Origin of the sequence: Lutimonas sp. (assembly GCF_051011215.1) — a bacterium.
In the GTDB taxonomy this organism is placed as follows: domain Bacteria; phylum Bacteroidota; class Bacteroidia; order Flavobacteriales; family Flavobacteriaceae; genus Lutimonas.
The window spans coordinates 32,589-57,359 of the sequence record NZ_JBPCUJ010000061.1 but is presented as its reverse complement, the minus strand read 5'-3'; the positions used below and the strand labels follow the sequence as shown (position 1 = coordinate 57,359).

The window sequence follows — 24,771 nt, the reverse complement described above, 5'->3', positions numbered from 1 at the left end:
TTGGCAGACACCATTAAAATCATTATTAAACTCAAGAATTAAATTATTTAGTCTCGTTCTTAATACATTTGTCAAAAAGAATAACTCACGAACCAAACCTGTGAATTTTATAAAGTTTAGCCCCCAATTCGATTTATAAATAATAATGAAAAAACTTACATTTCTAATATTCCTGTTTGCATCTCTTCTCAATGCCCAGGAAAAATTTTCTATCAGTGGAACGGTCAAAGATGCCAGCAGTGGTGAGACATTATTTGGTGCCTCCGTTTTTATACTCGATTCATCCATTGGAACAACTACGAATGAATATGGATTTTATTCAATAACGGCACCCAATGGGAATTACACCTTGGTCGTATCCTACATGGGGTTTGATGATATAACACAGGAAATAGTATTGGACAAGGATCAGAATCTCAACATTGATATAAGTGAAAGCAGCAACCAACTTGGTGAAGTTGTTATTCGGACAGAAGACTCAGAAGACATCAGTTTAAGAAAACCTCAAATGAGTGTTTCAAAACTAAATGTTGGAACCATTAAGCAAATGCCGGCGGTTTTAGGAGAGGTAGACATTATCAAATCTATCCAGTTACTGCCTGGAGTTACAAACAATGGTGAAGGTTCAAGTGGATTTAACGTACGAGGTGGTTCGGTAGATCAAAACCTTGTGTTGCTGGATGAAACCATTATCTATAACACCTCACATTTACTGGGTTTTTTCTCTATTTTTAATTCCGATGCTATTAAAGATATTAAATTGTACAAAGGCAATATTCCAGCCAGATTTGGCGGAAGGGCCTCTTCAGTTCTTGACGTAAGACAAAAAGATGGTAATAAAAAGAATTTCGCTCTCACAGGCGGCATCGGAACTGTTTCTACCCGATTGGCTGTTGAAGGACCTATTGTAAAAGACCGTAGTTCATTCCTGGTGGCAGGTCGTGGATCTTATGCCCACCTTTTTCTCAAATTAAGCGAAGAGTTGAAAGATAACAGCGCCTATTTTTACGATATGAATCTGAAAGCAAATTTTGAAATCAACGAAAACAATCAACTCTTCCTTTCGGGCTATTTCGGAAGAGATGTTTTTAAATTTTCTGACAGTTTCAATAGTTCTTATGGAAATTCTTCGGGAAACCTCCGATGGAATCATGTTTTTAATGACAAGATATTTTCAAACCTTTCCGTAAATTATAGCAAATATGATTATCAATTAGAGATCAACGCTTTTGAATTCGACTGGATCTCTCAAATAGACAATTACAACCTTAAATATGCCTTAAGCTATTATATTAATAATGATATAAAATTAGATTTCGGAATCAACGGTATCCATTACTTATTCAATCCTGGTATTATCAGCCCTACAACAGAAGACTCAGGGATTAATTATTTAAAACTTGATCAAAAAACAGCCATTGAGGGAGGTCTGTACGCAGGAGTTGAGCATCGAATTACGCCAAAACTCTCCCTTCAATACGGACTTCGATATAGTAACTTTGCCAGACTCGGCGGACAGTCCATCGTTGAATACGAAAATGACCAGCCAGTTGTTTATAATGAAGTTTTGGGAATCTATGAAAGAGGTACGCCCATCGGATCTACAGCCTATGAAAAAAGTGAGGTCATCAGTTCTTTTGGAAACCTTGAACCCCGATTTGCCGTTGCTTACGAACTCAATGAGCGTTCATCCATGAAGGCAGGATATTCTAGAGTGGCGCAATATATTCACTTAATATCGAACACAACTTCTGTAACTCCTTTGGATGTCTGGGCACCAAGCGGACCCTATATTGAACCGCAACTTTCAAATCAATATGCCCTGGGTTATTTTAGAAAGTTTAGAGATAACAATTTTTCCCTGGAAATTGAGGCCTATTACAAAGACATTGAAAACAGAATTGATTATATCGATGGTTCTGATCTGATCGGGAACAACACCATTGAAACCGAAATATTAACAGGGGAATCCAAGGCCTATGGTCTGGAATTTTTAGTCAGAAAAAACAAAGGTAATTTTACCGGTTGGCTGGCCTATACCTGGGCCAAATCGGAACAAAGGACTCCAGGAGGAAATGCAGGTGGTCCGGGAATCAACGATGGAGAATGGTATTACACTCCTTATGACAGAACACATGACCTATCCTTTACCGGTACTTATCGTTTAAACGATAAATGGAGATTTAGTGCAAATGTTATTTACCAGACAGGAAGGCCCGTGACTTATCCGGATGGACAATATGAGTACGAAGGTTTATCCATCGCCAGTTATTCAGATCGTAATTCAGATAGGCTGCCGGCCTATCACAGAATTGATGTGTCTGCCATTCTTGTTCCTGGAAAACCGAACAGAAAATGGCGTGGAGAATGGGTTTTTGGGATCTATAATATTTATAACAGAAGAAATGCCGCTTCCATTTCCTTTTCGCAAAATCGTGAAACAGGTTTAAATGAAGCCACGCGAACAGCGATTTTTGGAATAGTGCCTTCAGTTACCTATAATTTTAAATTTTAAACAAATGAAAAGTTCTATAAAAATACTTAGTCTGGTCTTTAGTTTGTTCATGTTGTCTTGTACAGACGTTATTGACGTCGAGGTTCCGGAAGCCCCACCAAGATTGGTTATTGAGGCCTCCATGGATTGGCAAAAAGGAACTTTGGGTAATTCTCAAACTGTAAAACTTAGCTTGTCAACACCCTATTTTGATAATTTACTTGAAACTCCGGTTAGCGGAGCCAGTGTAAAGGTGATCAATAATGAAAATCAAACTGAAGTCGTATTTACCGATCAAAATAACGGTAATTATACAACCAATAATTTTGAACCTGTTATGGGTGATTCTTACACCCTCCTGGTAAATTATGAGGGAGATCGCTATATTGCCACCGAAACCATGACCTCAGTTTCTCCAATTAGTGATGTGTATCAATCCACGGAAAATGGCTTTAGTAAAGATGCCTTGGAAGTCAATATTGAATTTTTCGACCCTGCCGGAATTGAAAACTTTTATCTGGCTAAATTTCAGCGCAGAGGAGATAAGTTTCAAACGCTGTTTGATGTAAAAGATGAATTCACCGATGGAAATAAAATGTCTATCTTTTACGAGAAATTAGAAAATGAAGAAACAGGTGAAATGGAGTTTCAGCCAGGAGATATTGTAGATATTGAATTACTCGGATTATCAGACCCGTATTATAATTATATCAAACTACTGATTGAACAATCCCAAAGTGGTGGTCCGTTTAGTACGATCCCGGCAGAAATTAAAGGAAATTGCATCAATCAGACCAGTCCTGAAAATTATGCTTTTGGATATTTCAGAGTGTCAGAAGTAGACAAAAGAGTCTATGTTTTTGAATAAATTTTTATAATCAATCATTGCTACAAACCGTGAATCGGAATTCTAAAATTATTCCAAATGACACCTCTATTCTTCCTAAAGAAAATGTCCTGCAATGGGCGCAGAATTTTGAGAATGTCGTATTCTTAGAATCGAACAAAGACACACAGGCTGAACAGGAAAAATACGGTGAGATTGAAGCTGTGTTAGCGGTTGGTGCTCATCAGACACTTTCTTGTGAAGCTGACAATGCCTTTGAAAAACTCAAGGATTTTAGAAAAAAACATAAAGATTACCTCTTCGGTTATTTCAGTTATGATCTAAAAAACGATACAGAAGAGCTTAGGTCAGAGAACCCTGATCATTTAGAATTTCCAGCCCTCTATTTCTTTCAACCTAAAAAGGTCATTTTATGGAAAAATAATCAGGTTGAATTTCTGTATTTAGATGCCTATAGCAAGGAGATTGAACAGGATATTCGGGCTATTAAAGAAGTTCACTTTTCTCCTAAAAATTCACGGACCAAATGTGATATAATACCTCGGCTGTCAAAAGAAGGCTATTATGAAAAGGTTTCCAGTATTTTAAAACATATTCACAGGGGTGATATTTATGAAGTAAATTACTGTCAGGAATTTTATGCAGAAAACTGCGAAATTCATACCATCGATGTTTACCAAAAATTAAATCAGATCTCCCAGGCACCTTTCGCGAGCTATATCAAACTCCAAGACAAATTTTTGCTATGTGCCTCTCCCGAACGTTTCGTTAAGAAACAAAACAATAAAATTATCGTTCAACCGATCAAAGGAACTGCCAGAAGATTGGCCAACAGGATGGAAGATGAACGACTGGCCAAATCATTGGCTGACGATCCCAAAGAAAGAGCCGAAAATATCATGATTGTTGACCTGATTCGAAATGACCTCTCAAAAAATGCAAAAAAAGGAAGCGTTAAAGTAGAAGAATTATGCAAGGTCTATTCCTTCAAACAGGTCCATCAACTTATTTCTACTGTTGTTTGTGAAGTTGATAAAGATGAAAATGATATTGATATTATTAAAAGCTTATTTCCCATGGGAAGTATGACAGGAGCACCAAAAATATCAGCCATGGAAATTATTGAAGAAGAAGAAATCACCAAAAGAGGCCTTTATTCAGGGGCTGTCGGATATTTTAGTCCTGTCGGAAATTTTGATTTTAATGTAGTGATTAGAAGCATTTTATACAATGCCTCAAAAAAATATGCTTCATTTTCAGTTGGAAGTGCCATTACCTCTCTTTCAGTGATCGAAAATGAATATGAAGAATGCCTGATAAAAGCAAAAGCCTTAAAGGAGGCGCTTAGCAGCTAAATTTATTTTCTTATTGCAACGACCCTGATTCTCCTATAATCAGCATACCAGTTACCATTATAAAAACAGCTCGACTCAACCTTTTTTTGAACATCGTCTAAAATATCATTTTTCTCCCCTTCTTCAACACCTTCAAAAAAATGAGCCCCGAACATTTCAATCCAATCCTTTATGCCGGCATTCTTGCTGTCCAACAGCGTTGGTCGATCATAAAGCTGGGCATGAACGACCTCGAATCCCACCTCCTCTAACAGAGAAGAATACGCACTAATTGACGGGAAATACCATCTTTCCAGGCTTGCATTTGTGAGATACCCCCGATCTTCTAAACAAGATCGAATAGCGTTGGTAATGGTCGCCACATTTCCTGCACCACCAAATTCAACCACCAACCGTCCTCCAGACTTTAAATGGCGTAACATATTCTGGCTGGCGGCCTTCTGATCCTTCACCCAGTGCAACACCGCATTTGAAAATATGGCATCAAAGCCACGGTCAAACTGAAAGGATTCGGCATTCATCTGATAGAATTCCAGGTCCTGAAACATTTCCTGTGAAGTTTCAATCATTTCTTTCGAACTGTCAATTCCGATGACCTGATCTGTAAAAGCAGCAATCTCTTTGGTCAATTGACCTGACCCACAACCCAGGTCTAAAATTCGTTCATCCGGCTTAGGATCTAATACCTGAACCAAATCTGCTCCATATTCATGGACAAAACCATGCTTTTTATTATATAAATCTACATTCCAACCCATCTGCTGATCCGAAGTTTATGAATTATGTGCATTGGCTTTTTTCATTTTGGCTTTTATTCTGTCTAAGCCCAGATTTCCAACACTTCCAATATGTGTATGCACCACTTTTTTATCGGGTATAAACCCGCCTTTTACTACTTTTCCACCCACAATCTTATAGGCATCTCTAAACGGCACTCCCTCTTGTACAAGCTTGTTTACCTCTTCAACGGTAAACAGATAATCATAAATCTTCTGATCTACGATATTCTTGTTGACTTCAATGGTACTCAAAGAAAAAGTAAACATTTCCAAACAAGATTTTAAAGCCTGAATACCCGGTATCATTCCTTCTTTTAGCAATTGCAGGTCTCTGTGATAACCACTCGGCAAATTATTGCTGATCATGGTAAGTTCAAAAGGTAAGGCCTGAATCTTATTACATTTCCCCCTGATCAGTTCAAAAACATCCGGATTTTTCTTATGCGGCATGATGCTCGAGCCAGTTGTTAATTCATCAGGAAAAGACACAAATCCAAAATTCTGACTCATATACAGGCAAATATCCATAGCAAATTTTGACAGAGTCGCAGCGACAGAACTCATGGCAAAAGCAACCGTTTTTTCTGTTTTACCTCTACTCATCTGAGCAGCAACTGAATTCACTTTTAAATGGCTAAATTCCATTTCTTGTGTGGTATGATCTCTGTCAATGGGGAAAGAGCTTCCATATCCGGCAGCCGAACCCAAAGGGTTTTGATCAACAACCCTATAGGCAGCATTCAACATATAAATATCATCAATCAAACTTTCGGCATAGGCAGAAAACCACATTCCGAATGAAGAAGGCATGGCCACTTGTAAATGCGTATAGCCCGGCAATAAATTGTCTTTATGTTTGTCGGACAGCTTCATTAGCAGGTCAAAGAAATCAATGATCATTGTTCTCATTTCCTTGAGCTCATCTCTCAGATACAAATGCACATCCACCAGAACCTGATCGTTTCGAGACCTTGCCGTATGAATTTTTTTACCCGTGTCACCCAACTTTTCAGTAAGCAGGAATTCCACTTTCGAATGAACATCCTCAAAAGAATCTTCAATAAGAAATTCACCCTTGTCGATTGAGGTCGAAATTACGCCCAACTCTTTTTCAACCTGGTTCATTTCTTCTTTAGATAAAAGACCTATTTTATGGAGCATTTTTGCATGTGCCAATGAACCAATCACATCGTATTTAGCCAATACCAGGTCTAATTCCCTGTCATTTCCTACGGTGAATATATCTATTTTCTTATCTGTACTAAATCCTTTATCCCATAATTTCATAGGTGTTCTGTTTTTAATGTCAACGAATGACTATACTATTCCTTTTAATATTTTTATATAAAGATCGATACCTTCTTCTATTTCATTTTCATAAATAAATTCATCTGCAGTGTGCGACCTGAGCGAATCTCCTGGTCCTAATTTTAAGGATGGACAACTAAGATTCGACTGATCCGACAAGGTGGGCGAACCATAAATATCTCTGCCCAAACTGATTCCTGACCTCACGATTTCATGATCCTTGGCAATTGAAGATGAGTTCAAATTTAAGGATCTTTCCTTGACTTCCACCTGAACATGTTCTTTTACCAGATCCAGAACTTCCCTATTCGAATACAGATCATTTACTCTGATATCTACCACGAAATGACAGGTAGCCGGCACCACATTGTGTTGATTCCCTGCATCGATCTGAGTAACCGTCATTTTTGTGTCATGCAAGGTTTCCGATACCTTCGGAAGTTTAAAATTCTGAAACCAGGCTATGGCCTCCATCGCCTTATAAATTGCGTTGTCTCCCCTTGAATGAGCAGCATGTCCGGCTGTGCCATGTGCATAACAGTCGAGCACCAAAAGTCCTTTTTCGGCAATGGCCAGGTTCATCAGAGTAGGCTCACCAATTATCGCAAAATCAATTTCCGGTAATTTAGGTATCATGGATCGAATACCATTATCTCCTGAATTCTCCTCTTCTGCTGATGCTAACAAAACAAAATTGTACTTGAGGTCCCTGTCTTCATAAAAATAGCAAAAAGTGGCTATTAAAGAAACCAGACAGCCCCCTGCATCGTTTGAACCCAAACCAAAAATTTTACCTTCTTCAATTACGGCTTCATGAGGATTTCTAGTATACCCCTTGTTTGGCTTCACAGTATCATGGTGAGAATTCAACAGAATAGTCGGCTTTTTCTCATCGAAATATTTGTTGACGGCCCAAACATTGTGCTGATCCCGATGATACTCAATGCCTTGTTTTTTAAGAAAAATTTCGATCAGGCCGGCTGTCTCATCTTCTTCTCCGGAAAATGAAGGCGTATTGATCAAATCGAGCAACAGTTGTATCGCTTGTTTATGTAATGCAGCTATCATATGCTAAGTGTGGTAAATTTCTTTCTTCTGTTTTTTACTAATTCCGGCGGCCCTAAAATCACTCTATGGACCCCGTTTTGTAAAGAATCAAAACAATTCTCCAATTTTGGGAGCATTCCTTCATTAATGATTCCTTTCTTCTTCAGCGTATCGTATACACTACTGTTTATTTCCTCTATCACTGAGTTATCGTCGTTTACATCTCTAAGCACCCCGTTTTTCTCAAAGCAATAAATGAGTTCTACTTCATACTGATCGGACAACCCTTTGGCAAGCTCGGCTGCAATTGTGTCGGCATTGGTGTTGAGCAACTGGCCTTTTTTATCATGCGTGATGGCCGAAAAAACAGGGGTAATACCCCCGTCCAAAAGTAATGAAATCGCGGAAGTATTAACAGCATCAATATCTCCTGCAAAACCATAATCAATCTCTTTTACGATTCGTTTATGAGCGCGGATTACATTCGCATCCGCACCTGAAAGCCCTAAAGAATTGCATTCCATCGACTGTAATTTTGCCACAATATTTTTATTGAGCAGTCCTGCGTAGACCATGGTCACAATATCGAGGTTTGCCAGATCTGTTATGCGACGGCCTCCTATCATTTTTGCCTCTAAGCCCATGGCATCTGCAACCTCTGTTGCTTTTCTTCCTCCACCGTGCACCAGAATTTTTAAGGAATCCAAAGTCGCAAAATCATGAAGGAATTTATCCAGTTCCTTTGATTTATTAATCACATTTCCACCAATTTTTACAATACTCAGTTTTTGCTTCATAGGATCCATCTTAAACTACATGTTATCAAGTATTTTCTTTAAAACCGTCTGAGCAGCATAGGTTCTGTTATTAGCCTGTTCAATCACCAAAGATTGACCCCCGTCCAAAACTTCATCTGTAACCACTACATTCCTTCTTACCGGAAGGCAATGCATAAACTTCGCATTATTGGTCAGATCCATTTTTTCCTGATCGATGGTCCAGGACCCATCCTGAGATACTACCTGCCCATAATTTTCAAATGAACTCCAGTTTTTTGTATAAATAAAATCTGCTTCTTTAAAAGCTTTCTTCTGATCGTATTCAACCGTGCTTTTACCTACAATTTCTGGATCCAAGTCATATCCTTCCGGGTGGGTTATCACAAAATCCGCGTCTTGTTTCTGCATCATTTCAACAAAAGAATTTGCCACAGCATGCGGCAATGCTTTTGGATGAGGCGCCCACGAAAGCACCACTTTAGGCTTTCTTCCCTGCAATGCTACCAGCTGTTCATCGAGAGTAATTGCGTCTGCCAGGGCCTGCAAGGGATGTCCGACAGAACTTTCCATATTTACAATAGGTACAGTGGCATATTTTTTAAATCCGTTTAAAACCAGCTCTGCTTTATCCGCTTCTTTATCCTGTAATCCTGCAAATGCCCTGATGGCTATAATGTCGCAAAACTGAGAAATCACCTGTGCGGCCTCCTTGATATGCTCCGACTTTCCCTGATCCATTCTTGTCCCATCTTCAAATTCAAGAGCCCAACCTTCTTTGTCAAAATTCATGACCATGGTATTCATGCCTAAATTTTGTGCTGCTTTCTGTGTGCTTAACCTGGTTCTTAAACTCGGATTAAAAAACAACAAGCCAATGGTTTTATCGGCTCCTAATTTTTTGTGTTCAAGAGGGTGTTTCTTTATGATTCTCGCCTCATTCACCCAAGTATCAATCGAATCGATATCCTTAACTGACATATAATTCATGACTAACTATTTAAAATTTTTGTGAATTCCAATTCTTCTTCCATCGCCTTCAGAATAAAATTATCTCCGATCCCATTCACGATCCAGGTCTCTATTTGTTTTTTCTTTAAAATCTCGGCCGCCTGAATTTTAGATTGCATTCCACCCGTTCCCTGCGATGATGTATCTACTGATATCTCTTTGGCCAAAACACTCAAATCCGTCACATTTGCTATGGTTGATTTTTTCTGCTCATTCATACTCTCTTTTGTATAAATCCCATCTGTATTGGTCGCAATGATCACAAGATCTACCTCCATCAAAGCACCCGTCAATGCAGCTAATTTATCATTATCACCAAACTGAATTTCTTCTGTGGCAACGGTATCATTTTCATTAATGATCGGAATATAATGATTGTCCAGAAGCACATTAATCGTATTATAGATATTCTCCTTTGATTTCTCTCTTTTAAAATCTGCATATGATAAAAGGCACTGTGAGGTCAATAAACCCAGTTCCCTGAAACTCTCCTGGAAGATACGCATCAGATGAGGTTGACCAATCGCAGCCAACGCCTGTTTTACATTAATTTCCTGACCGCTTGACTCAAGTTTCACAAATTGCTTTGCCACGGCGATCGCCCCGGAACTAACAATAATAAAATCATGACTGTCCTTCAATTCTGATAATTGCCTGCCAATGTCTTCTATTTTACCTCTAGAGATCTGATTGGTCTCTTTGGTAAGCGTATTGGTGCCAATTTTTAAAAGCACCCGTTTTTTATCTGATTTGCCCATTGCCATATACATACCATTTATTCGTTACCAAATGTTGTAAACCAATAGGTCCTCTTTGGTGTAATTTATCCGTACTTATTGCTAATTCACCTCCTAATCCAAACTGAAATCCATCCGTGAATCTCGTGGATGCATTGTGATATACAGCTGCCGCATCCACCGCACTCAAAAAGAGCTTGGATTCATCCTCATCCTCAGAAATAATGGAAGCTGAATGTCCACCGCCATATTTATTAATCATGCCGATAGCATTGTCAAGAGATGCTGTACTGCCCAACAATATTTTATAATCTAAAAACTCCTCGAACCACAAAGATTCATCATCGGTCTTTTGAATTCCTGAAAACATCTTAATTCCGTCAGTGCCCAGTACTTCAACCTTTGCAGCTACAAGTTCTTGTATCAATTCTTTTACAAAACTCTCATATTCGGGCAAGGCCGTATCGATCAGCACCTTATCCAAAGCATTACAGGCAGATATCTTTGCCGTCTTTGCATTTAAAATAATCTGCAAGGCCTTTACTTTGTCAGCGTGTCTGGAGACATATACAAAATTATTCCCTCTGCCACTCACAATCACCGGGCAGGTAGCATGCTCCTTGACAAACGAAATGAGTCTTTCTCCACCCCTTGGAATAATGAGGTCTATTTTTTGATCTGGATTTCTAAGGAATTCTCTGGTTTGCGCTCTGTCATAATTCAGGTAGGTTACCCATTGTGTACTCACATGATTCTCTTCCAGAGCCTTGTGCCACAAACGCACAATGGCCAGGTTTGAATTCAATGATTCCTTACCTCCTTTTAACAAGATTTTATTTCCCGATTTAAAGGCTATTCCTCCCGCCTCAATAGTTACATCAGGTCTTGACTCATAAATGATCATGATCGTTCCAAAAGAAGCTGTTTTATTAAAAATTTCAAGACCATTATCATGCGTAAATCGAAATCTTTCAACCCCTACAGGATCTTCCTGTGAGGACAGCTGCTCCAGGGAATCTATCATTCCTTTTATTTTTTCTTCGTCTACTTTTAGACGATCATACATCGCCAAATCAGACCTGTCAAAGGCATTCATATCCAAAGCATTCGCCTGAAGAATATCTTTCTTTTCCAGCTCCACCAATCTGGCCATACTTTGCAGTACCGCATTTCGTTGATCAATTGTCAGTATCGTTTCCATCGTTCTTTTTACTTATTTCTTTACGAGTATTTTTGCCAGTACTCTTTTTAATGCCTCTATAAAGTCATCTATCTCTTTCTTGCCTACTGATAGCGGCGGTAAAATTCTCAGTAAATTCGGATCTGCTGAACCACCCGTAAAAATACCTTCTTCAAAAATCAACGCCCTTCTTATTTCTGAAACTGGAAAATCAAACCTCACCCCCAGCATCAGGCCTTTCCCTTTCACAGCTTTAATACCGTCAATTTCCTGAATTCGCTCTAAAAAATGATGCGAAACCATGGTTACATTCTCAATGAGCTTTTCAGACTCAATGACCTCCAAAACAGAAAGTCCGGCAGCACTTGCCAGGTGGTTACCTCCAAAGGTGGTACCCAATAAGCCATAGGAAGCTTTGATTTTATTCGAGATTAAAATTCCCCCAATCGGAAATCCATTCCCCATACCCTTAGCGATACTTATAATATCGGGGTGAATTCCATGATGCTGAAAAGAGAAAAACTGACCACTTCTACCATATCCTGATTGAATCTCATCAAGTATTAATATGGCCTTGTATTTTTTACAAAGTAATTCCAGAGCCTGAAAAAATTCTGTAGTTCCCTGATCGAGCCCTCCAACTCCCTGAATCCCTTCAATAATAACGGCAGCAATATCATTCTTTTTTAATTCCTGCTCGACCAACTCTTTATTATTCAAAGGAAGAAAAACAACTTCATGCTGACTATTCAACGGCGCATTGATCTTTTTGTTATCAGTTGCTGCTACTGCTGCAGAAGTACGACCATGAAATGCTTTCTCAAAGGCAAGGATCTTTTTCTTCCCTGTTTCAAAAGAAGCCATTTTCAAGGCATTTTCATTGGCTTCTGCTCCTGAATTGCACAAAAATAAATTGTACTCTTCACAACCCGATACGGCACCTAACTTTTTTGCAAAAGCCTCTTGAAGCGGGTTTTTTATTGAATTAGAGTAAAACCCCATTTTTTGAATTTGTTGGCTGAGCGCCGACACATAGGATTTATGTGAATGACCTATAGAAATCACACCATGCCCACCATAAAGGTCAAGGTATTTTTTGCCTTCTACATCCGTGACATAACATCCCTGAGCCGTTTCAGGAGTCACAGAATACAAAGGATATACATCAAATAATTCCATATCTATATCTTAAATCTGATTAATTTTATCATAAGAGGTAACGAGCCCCTTTATGATGGAAGAGCTCAGTCCCTGATGCTCCATCTCATTTAACCCTTCAATGGTACAACCGCTTGGGGTTGTCACCTTGTCAATTTCCTGTTCCGGATGACTTTGTGAGTCGATCAACAGACTGGCTGCTCCTAAACAGGTCTGCATCGACAGTTTTTGGGCCTCTTCACTGTGAAATCCTAACTGAACAGCCCCTTGAGTAGTGGCTCTGATAAGTCTCATCCAAAAAGCGATTCCACTTGCACATATCACCGTAGCCGCCTGCATAAGACTTTCGTCAATACACATGGTTTCTCCCAGCGCATTGAAAATGCTTTTTGCCAAATGAAAATTTTCTTTTCCGGATTCGTTGGCACTGATACAGGTCATCGATTGCCCAACGGAAATTGCCGTATTTGGCATACATCGTATTACTGGAACACCCTGTTTTACCACAGCCTCAATTTCCTGAATTTTTCTTCCCGTCGCTACAGAAATAATAGTGTGTTTGTTAGGATCTATCAAATCACTTATTTCTTCCAGCACTTCCATTAACTGAGCTGGTTGAACCGCCAGAATAATAATATTTGAATACTTTACGGCCCTTCTGTTATCCGTAGTTGTTTTTACCAATGATACTTTTTCAAAATGAGACAAGGAAGACGTATTTCTCTTGGTCAAATACAATGATTTGCAATTGATTTCCTTTTTTTGACTTAAGATCCCTACTGCGATTGAGTAGCCTAAATTCCCCACTCCTATGATGGCTATTTTCATAATTAATTTTTAAAAAAAGTTAGCTTTTAATGTAAGTCCTTCGGTCTGATCTAACCCAAACATGATATTCATGTTTTCCATAGCCTGACCGGAAGCACCTTTTAATAAATTATCAATCGCAGATGTAATCAATAATTTGTCCTTATGTTTTTGCAAATGAACCAAACACTTATTTGTATTAACAACCTGCTTTAGAAAAATCTCTTTCTCAGAGACAAAAGTGAAAGGTGCATCTTTATAAAAGTCCTTGAATAAGTCCAGGGCATCTTCGAGCGTTGCATCAAATCTGGTATAAGACGTAGCAAATATTCCTCTGCTAAAATTTCCTCGGTTGGGAACAAAATTTACGTCATATGTAAAATCTGGCTGAAGCATTTCAATATGTTGATTGATCTCTCCCAAATGCTGGTGATCAAAGGCCTTGTAATGAGAGAAGTTGTTATCTCTCCAGGTAAAGTGAGTCGTATTTGACAAAGAAACTCCAGCACCTGTGGCACCTGTTACCGCATTTACATGTACATCATCCTGCAACAAATTTTCGGCGGCCAATGGAAGTAAACCCAATTGAATGGCGGTGGCAAAACAGCCGGGGTTCGCAATATAGTTGGCTTCAACAATCTCCTTCTTAAAAACTTCCGGCAAACCGTACACAAAAGATTTGTCCATAAACACATGATCTTTTGTCAATCTGAAATCATTACTTAGATCAATAATTTTAGTTGCTGCGCTAAAAAAGTTTTCCTTTAAAAAAGCGGACGAATTCCCATGCCCCAGGCATAAAAACAGCACATCAACTTCCGAATTAATTTCACTGCCAAACTTCATGTGAGTATCTCCGAGAAGATCTCTGTGAACTTCCTGAATCTCGTTTCCTGCATTGGAGGTACTGTAAACAAAATTGAGATCTACACCAGGGTGATTCAATATCAGCCTTATGAGTTCTCCTGCTGTATAACCAGCACCACCAATAATTCCAGCCTGGATCATTTTTATGAATTTACGTGATTATATATTTTGCCTTGATTCGAATTGATTTTAATAAATCCTTTCGCATCATCTGCCGTCCAGCCTTCGTTTGTTTCACCATAACTGGCAAAGGAAGAACTCATCAGATCATGGTCGGATGAAATTCCGTTCAATGTAAATCTATACGGGTGAAGGCTCACAAAAACATCGCCGGAAACATTTTTCTGTGTATCACTTAAGAACACTTCAATATTTCTCATTACTTCATCTAAGTACTGCCCTTCGTGCAACAACATGCCATACCAGTTCCCTAATTGCTCTTTATGGTGCTGTTGCCATTTGGTAAGCGTATGCTTTTCCAACAAATGATGGGCTTTTATAATCACAAGTGGTGCCGCAGCTTCAAATCCAACCCTTCCCTTAATGCCAATAATGGTATCTCCTACATGGATATCTCTCCCTATGGCATAAGAGGAAGCTAATTTCTCCAAGGCTTCTATATTATTTACGGGCGTATCTTTTTTATCATTAACAGCTACCAATTCACCTTTCTCGAACGTTAATTTAACAGCTGATGCCTCCTTCTTTTCCAATTGACTGGGATAGGCTTCTTCTGGCAATCCTGCATGTGAGGTAAGCGTTTCTTCTCCCCCCACACTGGTACCCCACAATCCTTTATTAATAGAGTACTTGGCTTTTTCCCATGGAAGGTCCACACCATGCCCTTTTAAAAACTCAATTTCAGTCTGTCTGGATAGCTTATGATCTCTAATCGGGGTGATGATTTTAATGTCCGGAGCCAGGGTCTGGAAGATCATATCAAATCGTACCTGATCATTTCCTGCACCTGTACTTCCATGAGCAATATAATCGGCTCCCACTTTTTTTGCATAGTTTACAATTTCTATGGCCTGAACTATTCTTTCGGCACTTACAGAAAGCGGATAGGTATTATTTTTCAAAACATTGCCATAAATCAAATATTTCACCACCTTCTCATAAAATGTCTGAACGGCGTCGATAGATTTATAACTAGTGGCTCCTAACTGAACCGCTTTTTCTCCAATAGATGCGATTTCTTCAGCTTCAAATCCGCCGGTGTTCACACTTACTGCATGCACTTCATATCCTTCAACCTCTGACAGGTATTTTGCACAGTAAGAAGTATCCAAACCTCCGCTATATGCCAATACTAATTTTTTCATTTTTTTATACTTTAATAGTTTCGTCCACCATCATTTTGATCGTTTCCGTTTTATGATTTATTCGTTTTATCTTTTGATTTGTTACTTTTTTTTAAAAACAAACTTTGTTTGATCCTCTTTAACCTGCTAAGGCTTTTTGAATCGTAGGGATGGTCCTTTTTAGCTGTTTTCTTTCCGTCGTACAACATTCCAGTACAAAGACACATTTTTTTATCTGTTCTTTGCAAAACGTCATAATTGGTGCATGTCTGGCAACCTTTCCAGAATTCAGGATCGTCAGTCAATTCAGAAAAAGTTACCGGCTTATAACCCAGCTCATAATTTATTTTCATGACAGCCAAACCAGTCGTAATTCCGAAAATCTTTGAGTTAGGATACTTCGTTTCTGAATGCTTAAAAACCTTTGTTTTAATCTTTTTAGCCAAGCCTTGATTTCTAAAATCAGGGTGTACAATCAAACCAGAGTGGACCACAAAATTCTTTCCTCCAAAAGTTTCGATATAACAGAAGCCCGCAAACTTATCACCGTCCAGGGCAATAACAGCATTCCCTCCGCTAATTTTTTTCTCAATATAGGCTGGTGTCCTTTTGGCAATTCCTGTCCCTCTCTGTTCAGCTGACTTCGCAATTGTCTTGCTAATGATATCAGCGTATTTTGTATGTTTTATTGTTGCAATTACAATTTCCATTGTATTGAATTAAAATAAGTTTTGTAAATATTGTATTGATTTGCAGAGATGGACTCACCTATCTCCAAGAATATGACATACCCTTACGGGCGACGGCGAGAAATACGAACAACAGTCGTCAAAGTTTGACTTGAATAAACTTTAGTAGCTGATAAATTGTTCTGAAAATGCATTGTAAAAAATTGAAATGTGAAATGAAAAATGATCTAACCGTACTTATTTGCCCATGCGGCGCAAGGGACGGCGGCGATTCTGTCTAGGAGTAGTATGTAGCGTTTTCGTATTCACCCTGCAATATTACAACAATAATTCATTTTGAAAAAGAAAACTTTCAACATTTTTCAATCAAAATCAATTTCTATTGAGAATCAACTATTATTCGAGTTGATTTTTAATTGTTTCTCTTACAAAAGTGACAATTTCTTTCACTTCTGAGACCTCCATTTGTAAGATAACTGCTATTTCATGGAAACTTAACTTCCCTAAAATATACAAATCCACAATATTAGAAGTATTCACAGGCAACTTGTAATATACCTTTCTTAAAGCCGTTCTGTCGCTGGTCTCCTGGAATTGTTTTATCTGGTCTAAGCCAAGGAATAACTTAACACCTTCTTCCGAGGCGTCATAAGGCAATTCTGCAATACCTGTATCATTCTGATGGTAAGAAATATCATCCAGCTCTTCATTCATAATTAAATCATTTCCAGCATCTGCGGTAAAATTCTCTTCCAGCTGTTTCAATTCTTCTTCCAAGATCAGTTTAATACTTATCGCGTCTTTGTGCCAGGCTTCTGATTTGAAAAGCGACAACATTTTTGCATTCAGCAATTCAAACATAGCCATTCTCAGTGCTTCTGCATCTTTAGACTTATGTCCTCCTTTTTCGTATATCTCCAAAACCACCTCGTCAATTATTTCGCTCGACCTGTACATATTCTTTGGGAAATATCCCAGCTTCTCACCAACCCTGATTCGTTGCTTTGCATATGGATGTAATAAATGCACTATTGTCAGGGTCTTTTTTTCCGGATTCTGCTTTGATTTTGATTTGAGTGAAGTCATGGTCGTGGCATTTTATGTGTCTTCTAAAGTTACAAAATAAGTGGGATTTTTGAATTCTATTTTTCATAATTTATTCAACTATTTTCTACTTTTTCATGTGATTTCCAGGATCCATTTCATAGAAAAAATACAGACTTCTTACACTGATTTAAACTTAAAACACTGATTATCTACCTATTAAATTTGAAGTTTTTATCAGTTTTCAACAATTTTGCAATTTCAAGACCTTGCTTCTTTATTTTTGAGTGTAAGCATCACTACCATGACTCGAAAACCTTTTGAATTTACAACCTGTGGATTAAAATTAAGTGGTCAATCCTACGACACTAAAAATCCAAAGGGGGTAATCCTGCTGATACATGGAATGGGAGAATATGCAAGACGTTACGAAAGATCCGTTATTCCGGTACTTCTTAAAAATTCAATGGCCGTTGTTTCCTACGATCAGTTCGGACATGGAGATACGGAGGGAAAAAGAGGGCATCATCCCGGATACAACTGTATTTTAGATGCACTTGAAGAAGTACTCAGCAAAGCAAAAAGTTTATATCCCGAAGTACCTGTTTTTCTATATGGTCATAGTATGGGAGGAAATGTTGTGATCAATTATGCCTTGAGAAGACCCACAGGATTGTCAGGCCTCATTGCCACCAGCCCTTTTCTCAGACTGGCCTTTTCACCTCCCAAATGGAAAATGACCTTTGGAAAAATTATCGATAAGATTTACCCTTCTCTGACGATGCCCAATGAGCTCGATCTTCAGGCCTTGTCTAAAGATCAGGATGAAATCGAGGCCTATGCTTCAGATCCCATGGTACACGACAAGGTAAGCACCCGTTTCTCTTTAGAATTTATGGAAAAAGGGGCATGGGCAATGGAACACGCCGCAACCTTACACATACCTATGCTGCTTGTACATGGAACAAAAGATAGAATTACTTCTCATGAGGCTTCAAAAGAATTCGCGGAAAAGGGAGGTAAAAATTGTGAATTACACCTCATCGAAAACGGATTTCATGAATTACATCATGATCTTGAAAAGCAATTACTGTTCGACACTATTTGCGACTGGCTAAAGAAACAAATAACAATAACCTAAAATAAGAATGCTATGAAAAACTTACTTATGCTTTATTTACTCTTTCTGTCCTCCCAGCTGCTGGGGCAGACAAGTACTTTTATGGAAGTTGCTTTTATGAAGCCAACCGAAAAAAAGCAATCAAACCAAGCGCATTTTAATGTATTAAAAAATCTGGTGCCCGTCAGTGTAACCACTGAAAGGAACGTGCAACACAATTCCCTTGTTCAACCTTTTGACGGTATGGAGGAATTCGACAAGGGTTCATTCACAACGCATACACTGATCGAGCAGCTTACTGAACTAAATAGCGCAACACCGTTTAGTGTTTCTCACAATGCAACATTAGAACGATTTATCAGGGTCTACTTAAAGGACAGACGAGAATATTTGAATTCTTTACTCGGAAAATCCAAGTACTATTTTCCTGTTTTTGAATCCTATCTTGATAAATATGATCTGCCTCTGGAATTAAAGTATCTGGCAGTGGTTGAATCGGCCTTAAATCCCTTGGCTGTATCTCCATCAGGTGCCAAAGGTATCTGGCAATTTATGTATGGGACCGGCACTGACTATAAACTCTATATCGACTCCTATGTAGATGAACGATTCGATCCGGTAAAATCTACCGAAGCCGCCTGTGTCTATTTAAAACATTTATATACCACTTTTGGAGATTGGGATCTTGCGCTGGCTGCTTACAATTCCGGACCCGGAAACGTAAAAAAAGCAATCAGACGTGCCGGAGGCAATAAAAACTATTGGGAAATCAGACAGTATTTACCCCGCGAAACCAGTAGTTATGTCCCTGCTTTTTATGCAACGATGTATTTATTCACATATGCTGATTTCCATCATTTAAAAGCGAGTAAAACAGATGTGGCATTTGTCAATTCAGACACCCTGCATCTCAAGGGAAGTTTGAATTTTAAAGCAATTCAACGTAAAACAGGTATTGATTTGGGTCTCCTTAAATCACTGAATCCTCAATACAAAAAGGACGTTATTCCTTATGTATCGGGTAAAACGATGGTCCTGGCCTTACCAACGGAAAAAATGGTCGATTTTATGAAACATGAAACGGAACTCTATCAAATTGCCGTACCACATTCCATCAATTCTTCTAACGGCGTTATTCGGGTAAATAAAAACAACAGTTACCTGGTTAAAAACGGTGATAATCTCAACAGTATTGCTACTGCGCACGGAATAAGTCTTCAACAACTAAAAACATGGAATGGCCTACACACAAACTTTCTGATTGCTGATCAAAGGCTGGTGGTAACCGATAAGAAATTTCTTCCCCAAAAAACAACTGAATTATCTGATAATTATTCGTTCAGGAAGGATTCCAATAAAAAGAACCTTGTCACATATAAAGTAAAACACGGCGATACCCTGTTCAAAATCTCAAAACTATTTAACAATGTTCCAATTGACCAACTCAGAACAGCCAACAACCTGCAAAATGTAAATTATTTGAAACCAGGCATGAAACTAATTATTCAAAAGCCTGATAAAAACGACAATATTTAAAGCAAAGGTAAATCTTAAGATTTTGCTAAATAGTTGTCATAATTTCAAAAAAAATAGAATAAATAAAATTTTGTTCTATTTTTACCGTTTTTATAGCGAACATACTGACAATAACAATGATATTAATGAAATTGACGCGCAGCTATTTAGTCTTAATTTTCTTTTTCACCCTCGGCATTTCTTATGCACAGGATGGAAAAATGGAAGAGAACACGCTGGCAACGGAAAAGAGTAAAGATTCCATTCCTGAATCCAAATTAATTGCGACTACAAGTATTATCGATACAGTAAAAGTAGATACAACCCTCATCTTGGGAAAAAGTATCGCGATTATTGATCATATTGAAGTGAGCGAATTTGACAAAAAATGGTTGGATTCATGGAAAAATAATGTCATTGACAGCAGTTTGGTGATTAAACCCGAAGATACGCTGGGAAAACTGGTGATCGAGAATTTCACTACTGAACAATTAAAAGAACGAATCGCTCATCTGGATAGTCAAACTCCATTTAATTTTGAATACAATCCATCACTGGAAAAAATCATAAAACACTATTTAAAGAACAGACAGCAGACACTGGCTAATTTAATGGGAAAGGCAAAATACTATTTCCCTCTGTTCGAAGAGCACTTGGCAAAATATGATATTCCAATGGAGTTAAAATATCTTGCTATTGTTGAATCAGCCTTAAAGGCCAACGCTACTTCTCGGGTTGGAGCCAAAGGATTGTGGCAATTTATGTATGGAACCGGGAGAGAATATGATTTGAAAGTAAGTTCCTATGTGGATGAAAGATGTGACCCGATTCGAGCCACAGAAGCAGCATGTCAATATTTATCGAAACTTCATGGGATTTTTAACGATTGGGATCTCGCCCTGGCAGCTTATAATTCAGGTCCTGGAAATGTAAACAAGGCCATTCGAAGATCAGGCGGTCAAAAAAATTACTGGAATATTCGTCACTATTTACCCCGTGAAACAGCAGGGTATCTTCCCGCTTTTTACGCTACCTATTATATCTTTGAATATGCGGACGAACATCAGTTATACGCTAAAAACGATGTACTACACACCTTTGAAACAGATACAGTGGTGGTAAAAAGACAAATTTCTTTTGACCAGATTCATAAGGTCCTGGGGACGGATACAGAGTTAATTAGCTTTTTAAACCCCCAATATAAATTGAAAATTATTCCTGTAGTAAAAGGAAGAGATTACACCTTGACTTTACCAAAATTCGCCTCTGGAAGTTTTGTCTCTAATGAGGCTCAAATTTACGCCTATGCCGAGGCAGATGAAGCCAAACGCGAAAAGCCAATGCCAAAATACTTTGAAGCGAATGACAGAATCAGGTATCGCGTAAAAAGTGGTGATTACTTAGGGAAAATCGCTAACAGATATGGCGTTTCGGTCAATAGCATTAAACGATGGAATGGTTTAAAAAGTAATAACTTAAGGGTGGGTCAGCGATTGACCATCTACCCTAAAAGAGCCGTTGCAAGTTCAAGCACAAGCACTCAAAAAAAATCAAGCCCAAAGAAATCTGCACCTAAAGGTAAGTATTCTACCTATGTAGTTAAAAAAGGAGATTCGCTTTGGTTGATTTCACAAAAGTATCCGAAAGTTTCTGTTGCTCAATTAAAAGAATGGAACGATATTTGGAGTACGAAAAGTCTGAAACCAGGAACCGAACTCAAAATTTACTAAGATTCTTTTGAGTATGGGTTATCCAAAAAAACCTTTACCATGTTTAAAAGAATTACCCTTCTACTTTTTTGCTTTAGCATCTTAATTTCTTGTGGGAAAAGCGATACAGTTACACTTGTGTCTTCCACAGGAAGAATCAATCATGTGCTAATTGTAATTAATGATGCTGACTGGGATGGAAGAGTTGGAGATGCCTTAAAAGAAATCATTGGGGAACCGGTTATTGGACTCCCTCAGGAAGAAAATCAATTCACAGTTACCCAGGTCGATCCCCGCACTTTTAATGCCTTATTCAAACGAAACAGAAACATTCTTTTTGTTGGCGTGGATACTATAAATCAAGTGTATACAAATTCTAATATTTATTCCAGTCCGCAGACGACCCTGACTATTCTGGCAAAAGACAAGGAAACATTGATAAAAAGTATTGCAGATAGCAAAGACGAAATCCTCAACACTTTCAAAAAAAATGACCTGGCCTTGTATCAAAGAAAAATCACGAAGGATTTACAAAACATAGAAGATATTCAGACCTTAAAAAATTTAGGCATTAGCTTGCAGATTCCTTTTGATTATAAACTGGTGGATGATACGGGACAGTTTCTTTGGTATCGTAATTCTACTGACAGAGGATTGTTAAATATCATTGCCTATGAAATACCTACTTTTGGCGAGCCTTATACGAAAGAAACGTTGGTGTCATTCAGAGATTCAATTGGCAAGAATTTTATTCCGGGTCAGTTTGACAATACCTACATGCGAACTGAACCTAATTTCACACCCATAACCACTCCCTTAGAGTTAAATGGTATGAAGGCAATAGAATCAAGAGGTCTTTGGTTTGTTGAGGGTGACTTTATGGGAGGTCCTTATCTGAGTTATACCCTGGATGATGCTGAAAACGAACGACTGATTGTGATTGAAGGATTTAGCTACTCCCCTTCTTCTAAAAAAAGAGATGTCGTTTTTCAATTGGAAGCAATTCTAAAAACCGTTCAAAAAAAATAAGAATACCATTTATTAGTCCTCAAGATCTAAATTAGCAGTGGTATAGGTCTGCAATTCGCCTTGTTCATTCCCATAGATCAGAAAGGCTTTTAGTTCTTTGTGCTCTTCAAGAAAGCTTGTTGTTTTTTCGAGTCCCATGGCCATAAAAGCTGTGGCATAAGCATCCACATCAGCGCAGTCTACCTCACCAATAACCGAGGCACTTAAGAGATTACTTTTACTAGGATAGCCCGTTTTGGTATCGATGGTATGTGCATACTTTTCACCGGTTATCGAATCCACTTTAAACTTTCTATAGTTTCCCGAAGTGGCAATACACTCGTTGTCTAAACCAATAATTGTCTGGAATGACCTCGAACCATCAAAATTAGGTTTCTCTATGGCAATTCTCCAGACCTGTTTTTTCGCGTTCTTACCCCTTGCACGTATTTCACCACCTATTTCCACCAGATAATTGGTCACCTCATTACTTTCCAAAAAACGACCGATGATATCAACGGCGAAGCCTTTGGCATTGGCATTAAAGTCAAGAAACATTTCAGGGTATTTTTTGATTAATTTTGAATTCTCCAGCTTTAATTTTTCAAATCCAACATATACTTTCAGACTATCAACAATCTCCTGATTCATATTATCAATAGGATCTCCTGGTCCAAAGCCCCAGGCATTTACCAACGTTCCGATGGTCGGGTCAAAAGCACCCTGGCTCTGTTCGTGAATAATGGCAGATTTTTCAAAAACTTCCTGAAACAATTCATCCACAATGACGCTTGTATCTCCATTATTAATTCTTGAAATATCAGAATTGGGAATATACGTAGATAGCGAGCGATTCATCGCATGGATTAAACTATCGATATCTGTTTCTGAAATACGATTGTTCTGATCATTCATAGTAATATGAAAACTCGTGCCAAACGCCAGTCCCTGCAATTGTTTAAAGGGTTTATCGATTTTCTTCTGACAAGAAAATGTCAGAAAGATAATGAAGAGTAAGAGTCCTTTTTTCATATCAAAAATTATATATTCTTTAACACACAAAGATAAGATTTATCTTAGTTTTGCCTTTAGCTTTTTTTTAGCAAAATATGTCAAACAAAGCAAAATATTTAATAGTTTTGTTTTTAAATTAAATTCTATTCAAATTATGAAAAAAATATTTTTTGGAGCCATCATTCTTTCGGTTCTGTTAACTTCATGTGTTTCAACAAAAAAATACGCAGATTTAGAGTCTCAACACAACAAAACGAAAGAGGAACTGGTAGATGCAAAGGCTGAATTACAATCGTGTTTAGTGGATAAAGACCACTTAATGGAATTAAACAAATCTTTAAAAGAAGACAAGGCACGTTCCATTCAGCAGGTAGAAAATTTGACTGTTTTAACACAATCTTCTTCTGACAACATTAAGGAGGTGATTGCTCAATTAAGTGAAAAAGATAAATACATCAATGGAGTTCGTGATGCGATGACGAAAAAAGACTCTATCAACCTGGCGCTGGCCTTTCAGTTGAAAAAAGATCTTGCTGCCGGAATTCAGGATGAAGATATTCAAATTGATGTAGAAAAAACGGTGGTTTATATTTCTATCGCAGATAAAATGTTATTCAAAAGCGGAAGTGCAACAGTATCAGACAGAGCAAAAGAAGTTTTGGGTAAAGTTGCTACTGTTGTAAACAGCAAGCCAGAAATGGAAGTACAAGTTGAAGGGTATACTGATAATGTGCCAATCAGTACTAAGAATATGAAAGATAACTGGGATTTAAGTGTTGCCAGAGCTACATCAGTAGTTAGAGTTCTACAAAACGATTTTGAAGTTGCGCCAAGCAGATTAATCGCAGCAGGTAGAAGTGAATATGTTCCTTTAGCATCTAACGATACTGCAGAAGGAAGATCTACCAACAGAAGAACCAGAATTGTTATTCTTCCAAAATTAGAAGAGTTTTTCGATATTCTTGAGCAAAAGCCTGAATAGATCGAACATAATACATCAAA

At 38.1% G+C, this 24,771-nt stretch carries 22 protein-coding genes; 8 read left to right on the top strand and 14 right to left on the bottom strand.

Going from position 1 to position 24,771, the window contains the following annotated elements:
• Positions 1–145: 145 nt before the first annotated feature.
• The 3 genes from ACR2MV_RS06075 to ACR2MV_RS06065 are packed head-to-tail and all read left to right on the top strand — an operon-like array spanning position 146 to position 4,696.
• Complete coding sequence (locus ACR2MV_RS06075) at positions 146–2,515, top strand: TonB-dependent receptor (RefSeq protein ID WP_434021015.1); 2,370 nt, start codon at positions 146–148, stop codon at positions 2,513–2,515.
• A gap of 4 nt (positions 2,516–2,519) precedes the next feature.
• Positions 2,520–3,362: a DUF4249 domain-containing protein gene (locus tag ACR2MV_RS06070; protein WP_434021014.1), complete on the top strand. Its 843-nt coding sequence runs from the start codon at positions 2,520–2,522 to the stop codon at positions 3,360–3,362.
• A 29-nt stretch (positions 3,363–3,391) separates the two neighbouring features.
• Positions 3,392–4,696 carry an anthranilate synthase component I family protein gene (locus tag ACR2MV_RS06065; RefSeq protein WP_434021013.1) on the top strand — a complete coding sequence of 435 codons (1,305 nt, stop codon included), beginning with the start codon at positions 3,392–3,394 and terminating at the stop codon, positions 4,694–4,696.
• Between the two features lie 2 nt (positions 4,697–4,698).
• On the opposite strand, the gene ACR2MV_RS06060 is transcribed toward ACR2MV_RS06065, so the two are convergent.
• The 13 genes from ACR2MV_RS06060 to ACR2MV_RS06000 all read right to left on the bottom strand — a co-directional run bounded on the left by ACR2MV_RS06060 (position 4,699) and on the right by ACR2MV_RS06000 (position 17,445).
• Positions 4,699–5,454 (bottom strand): class I SAM-dependent methyltransferase, encoded by a 756-nt coding sequence (locus tag ACR2MV_RS06060; RefSeq protein ID WP_434021012.1) that lies wholly within the window; start codon positions 5,452–5,454, stop codon positions 4,699–4,701.
• Positions 5,455–5,469: 15 nt separating this feature from the next.
• Positions 5,470–6,762 (bottom strand): argininosuccinate lyase, encoded by a 1,293-nt coding sequence (gene argH, locus ACR2MV_RS06055; protein WP_434021011.1) that lies wholly within the window; start codon positions 6,760–6,762, stop codon positions 5,470–5,472.
• A gap of 30 nt (positions 6,763–6,792) precedes the next feature.
• The gene (locus ACR2MV_RS06050; protein WP_434021010.1) at positions 6,793–7,851 is read right to left on the bottom strand and encodes a M20 family metallo-hydrolase; all 1,059 of its coding nucleotides are present in this window, start codon (positions 7,849–7,851) and stop codon (positions 6,793–6,795) included.
• Positions 7,848–8,627 carry an acetylglutamate kinase gene (gene argB / locus ACR2MV_RS06045; RefSeq protein WP_434021009.1) on the bottom strand — a complete coding sequence of 260 codons (780 nt, stop codon included), beginning with the start codon at positions 8,625–8,627 and terminating at the stop codon, positions 7,848–7,850. The genes ACR2MV_RS06050 and argB overlap by 4 nt, the downstream gene beginning before the upstream one ends.
• 15 nt (positions 8,628–8,642) lie before the next feature.
• Positions 8,643–9,596, bottom strand: coding sequence for an N-acetylornithine carbamoyltransferase (locus ACR2MV_RS06040; RefSeq protein WP_434021008.1), 954 nt, complete (start codon positions 9,594–9,596; stop codon positions 8,643–8,645).
• Positions 9,597–9,598: 2 nt separating this feature from the next.
• Entirely contained in the window at positions 9,599–10,381 is a 783-nt protein-coding gene (proB, locus tag ACR2MV_RS06035; RefSeq protein ID WP_434021007.1) for a glutamate 5-kinase, read from the bottom strand.
• The gene (locus ACR2MV_RS06030) at positions 10,359–11,555 is read right to left on the bottom strand and encodes a glutamate-5-semialdehyde dehydrogenase (RefSeq protein ID WP_434021006.1); all 1,197 of its coding nucleotides are present in this window, start codon (positions 11,553–11,555) and stop codon (positions 10,359–10,361) included. The genes proB and ACR2MV_RS06030 overlap by 23 nt, the downstream gene beginning before the upstream one ends.
• A gap of 12 nt (positions 11,556–11,567) precedes the next feature.
• A complete protein-coding gene (locus tag ACR2MV_RS06025) occupies positions 11,568–12,713 on the bottom strand; it encodes an aspartate aminotransferase family protein (RefSeq protein WP_434021005.1) in 1,146 nt (381 codons plus the stop codon).
• A gap of 9 nt (positions 12,714–12,722) precedes the next feature.
• Positions 12,723–13,520 carry a pyrroline-5-carboxylate reductase gene (gene proC, locus ACR2MV_RS06020; RefSeq protein WP_434021004.1) on the bottom strand — a complete coding sequence of 266 codons (798 nt, stop codon included), beginning with the start codon at positions 13,518–13,520 and terminating at the stop codon, positions 12,723–12,725.
• 9 nt (positions 13,521–13,529) lie between these two features.
• Entirely contained in the window at positions 13,530–14,507 is a 978-nt protein-coding gene (gene argC, locus ACR2MV_RS06015; RefSeq protein ID WP_434021003.1) for an N-acetyl-gamma-glutamyl-phosphate reductase, read from the bottom strand.
• A gap of 2 nt (positions 14,508–14,509) precedes the next feature.
• The gene (argG, locus tag ACR2MV_RS06010) at positions 14,510–15,691 is read right to left on the bottom strand and encodes an argininosuccinate synthase (protein ID WP_434021002.1); all 1,182 of its coding nucleotides are present in this window, start codon (positions 15,689–15,691) and stop codon (positions 14,510–14,512) included.
• A gap of 50 nt (positions 15,692–15,741) precedes the next feature.
• On the bottom strand, positions 15,742–16,380 hold the full coding sequence (locus ACR2MV_RS06005) for a GNAT family N-acetyltransferase (RefSeq protein WP_434021001.1): 639 nt from the start codon (positions 16,378–16,380) through the stop codon (positions 15,742–15,744).
• 375 nt (positions 16,381–16,755) lie between these two features.
• A complete protein-coding gene (locus ACR2MV_RS06000; protein ID WP_434021000.1) occupies positions 16,756–17,445 on the bottom strand; it encodes a hypothetical protein in 690 nt (229 codons plus the stop codon).
• 262 nt (positions 17,446–17,707) lie between these two features.
• On the opposite strand from ACR2MV_RS06000, the gene ACR2MV_RS05995 reads away from it, so the two are divergent.
• The 4 genes from ACR2MV_RS05995 (at position 17,708) to ACR2MV_RS05980 (ending at position 22,776) form a co-directional block, all read left to right on the top strand.
• A complete protein-coding gene (locus ACR2MV_RS05995; RefSeq protein WP_434020999.1) occupies positions 17,708–18,544 on the top strand; it encodes an alpha/beta hydrolase in 837 nt (278 codons plus the stop codon).
• Positions 18,545–18,556: 12 nt separating this feature from the next.
• Entirely contained in the window at positions 18,557–20,059 is a 1,503-nt protein-coding gene (locus ACR2MV_RS05990; RefSeq protein ID WP_434020998.1) for a transglycosylase SLT domain-containing protein, read from the top strand.
• Positions 20,060–20,184: 125 nt separating this feature from the next.
• On the top strand, positions 20,185–21,768 hold the full coding sequence (locus ACR2MV_RS05985) for a LysM peptidoglycan-binding domain-containing protein (RefSeq protein WP_434020997.1): 1,584 nt from the start codon (positions 20,185–20,187) through the stop codon (positions 21,766–21,768).
• Between the two features lie 39 nt (positions 21,769–21,807).
• The gene (locus ACR2MV_RS05980) at positions 21,808–22,776 is read left to right on the top strand and encodes a DUF4837 family protein (RefSeq protein ID WP_434020996.1); all 969 of its coding nucleotides are present in this window, start codon (positions 21,808–21,810) and stop codon (positions 22,774–22,776) included.
• 12 nt (positions 22,777–22,788) lie between these two features.
• Here ACR2MV_RS05980 and ACR2MV_RS05975 read toward each other — a convergent pair whose 3' ends face one another.
• Positions 22,789–23,787, bottom strand: a complete 999-nt coding sequence (locus ACR2MV_RS05975; protein WP_434020995.1) for an FAD:protein FMN transferase — start codon at positions 23,785–23,787, stop codon at positions 22,789–22,791.
• 136 nt (positions 23,788–23,923) lie between these two features.
• On the opposite strand from ACR2MV_RS05975, the gene ACR2MV_RS05970 reads away from it, so the two are divergent.
• On the top strand, positions 23,924–24,751 hold the full coding sequence (locus tag ACR2MV_RS05970) for an OmpA/MotB family protein (RefSeq protein WP_434020994.1): 828 nt from the start codon (positions 23,924–23,926) through the stop codon (positions 24,749–24,751).
• The last annotated feature ends 20 nt before the right edge of the window (positions 24,752–24,771 follow it).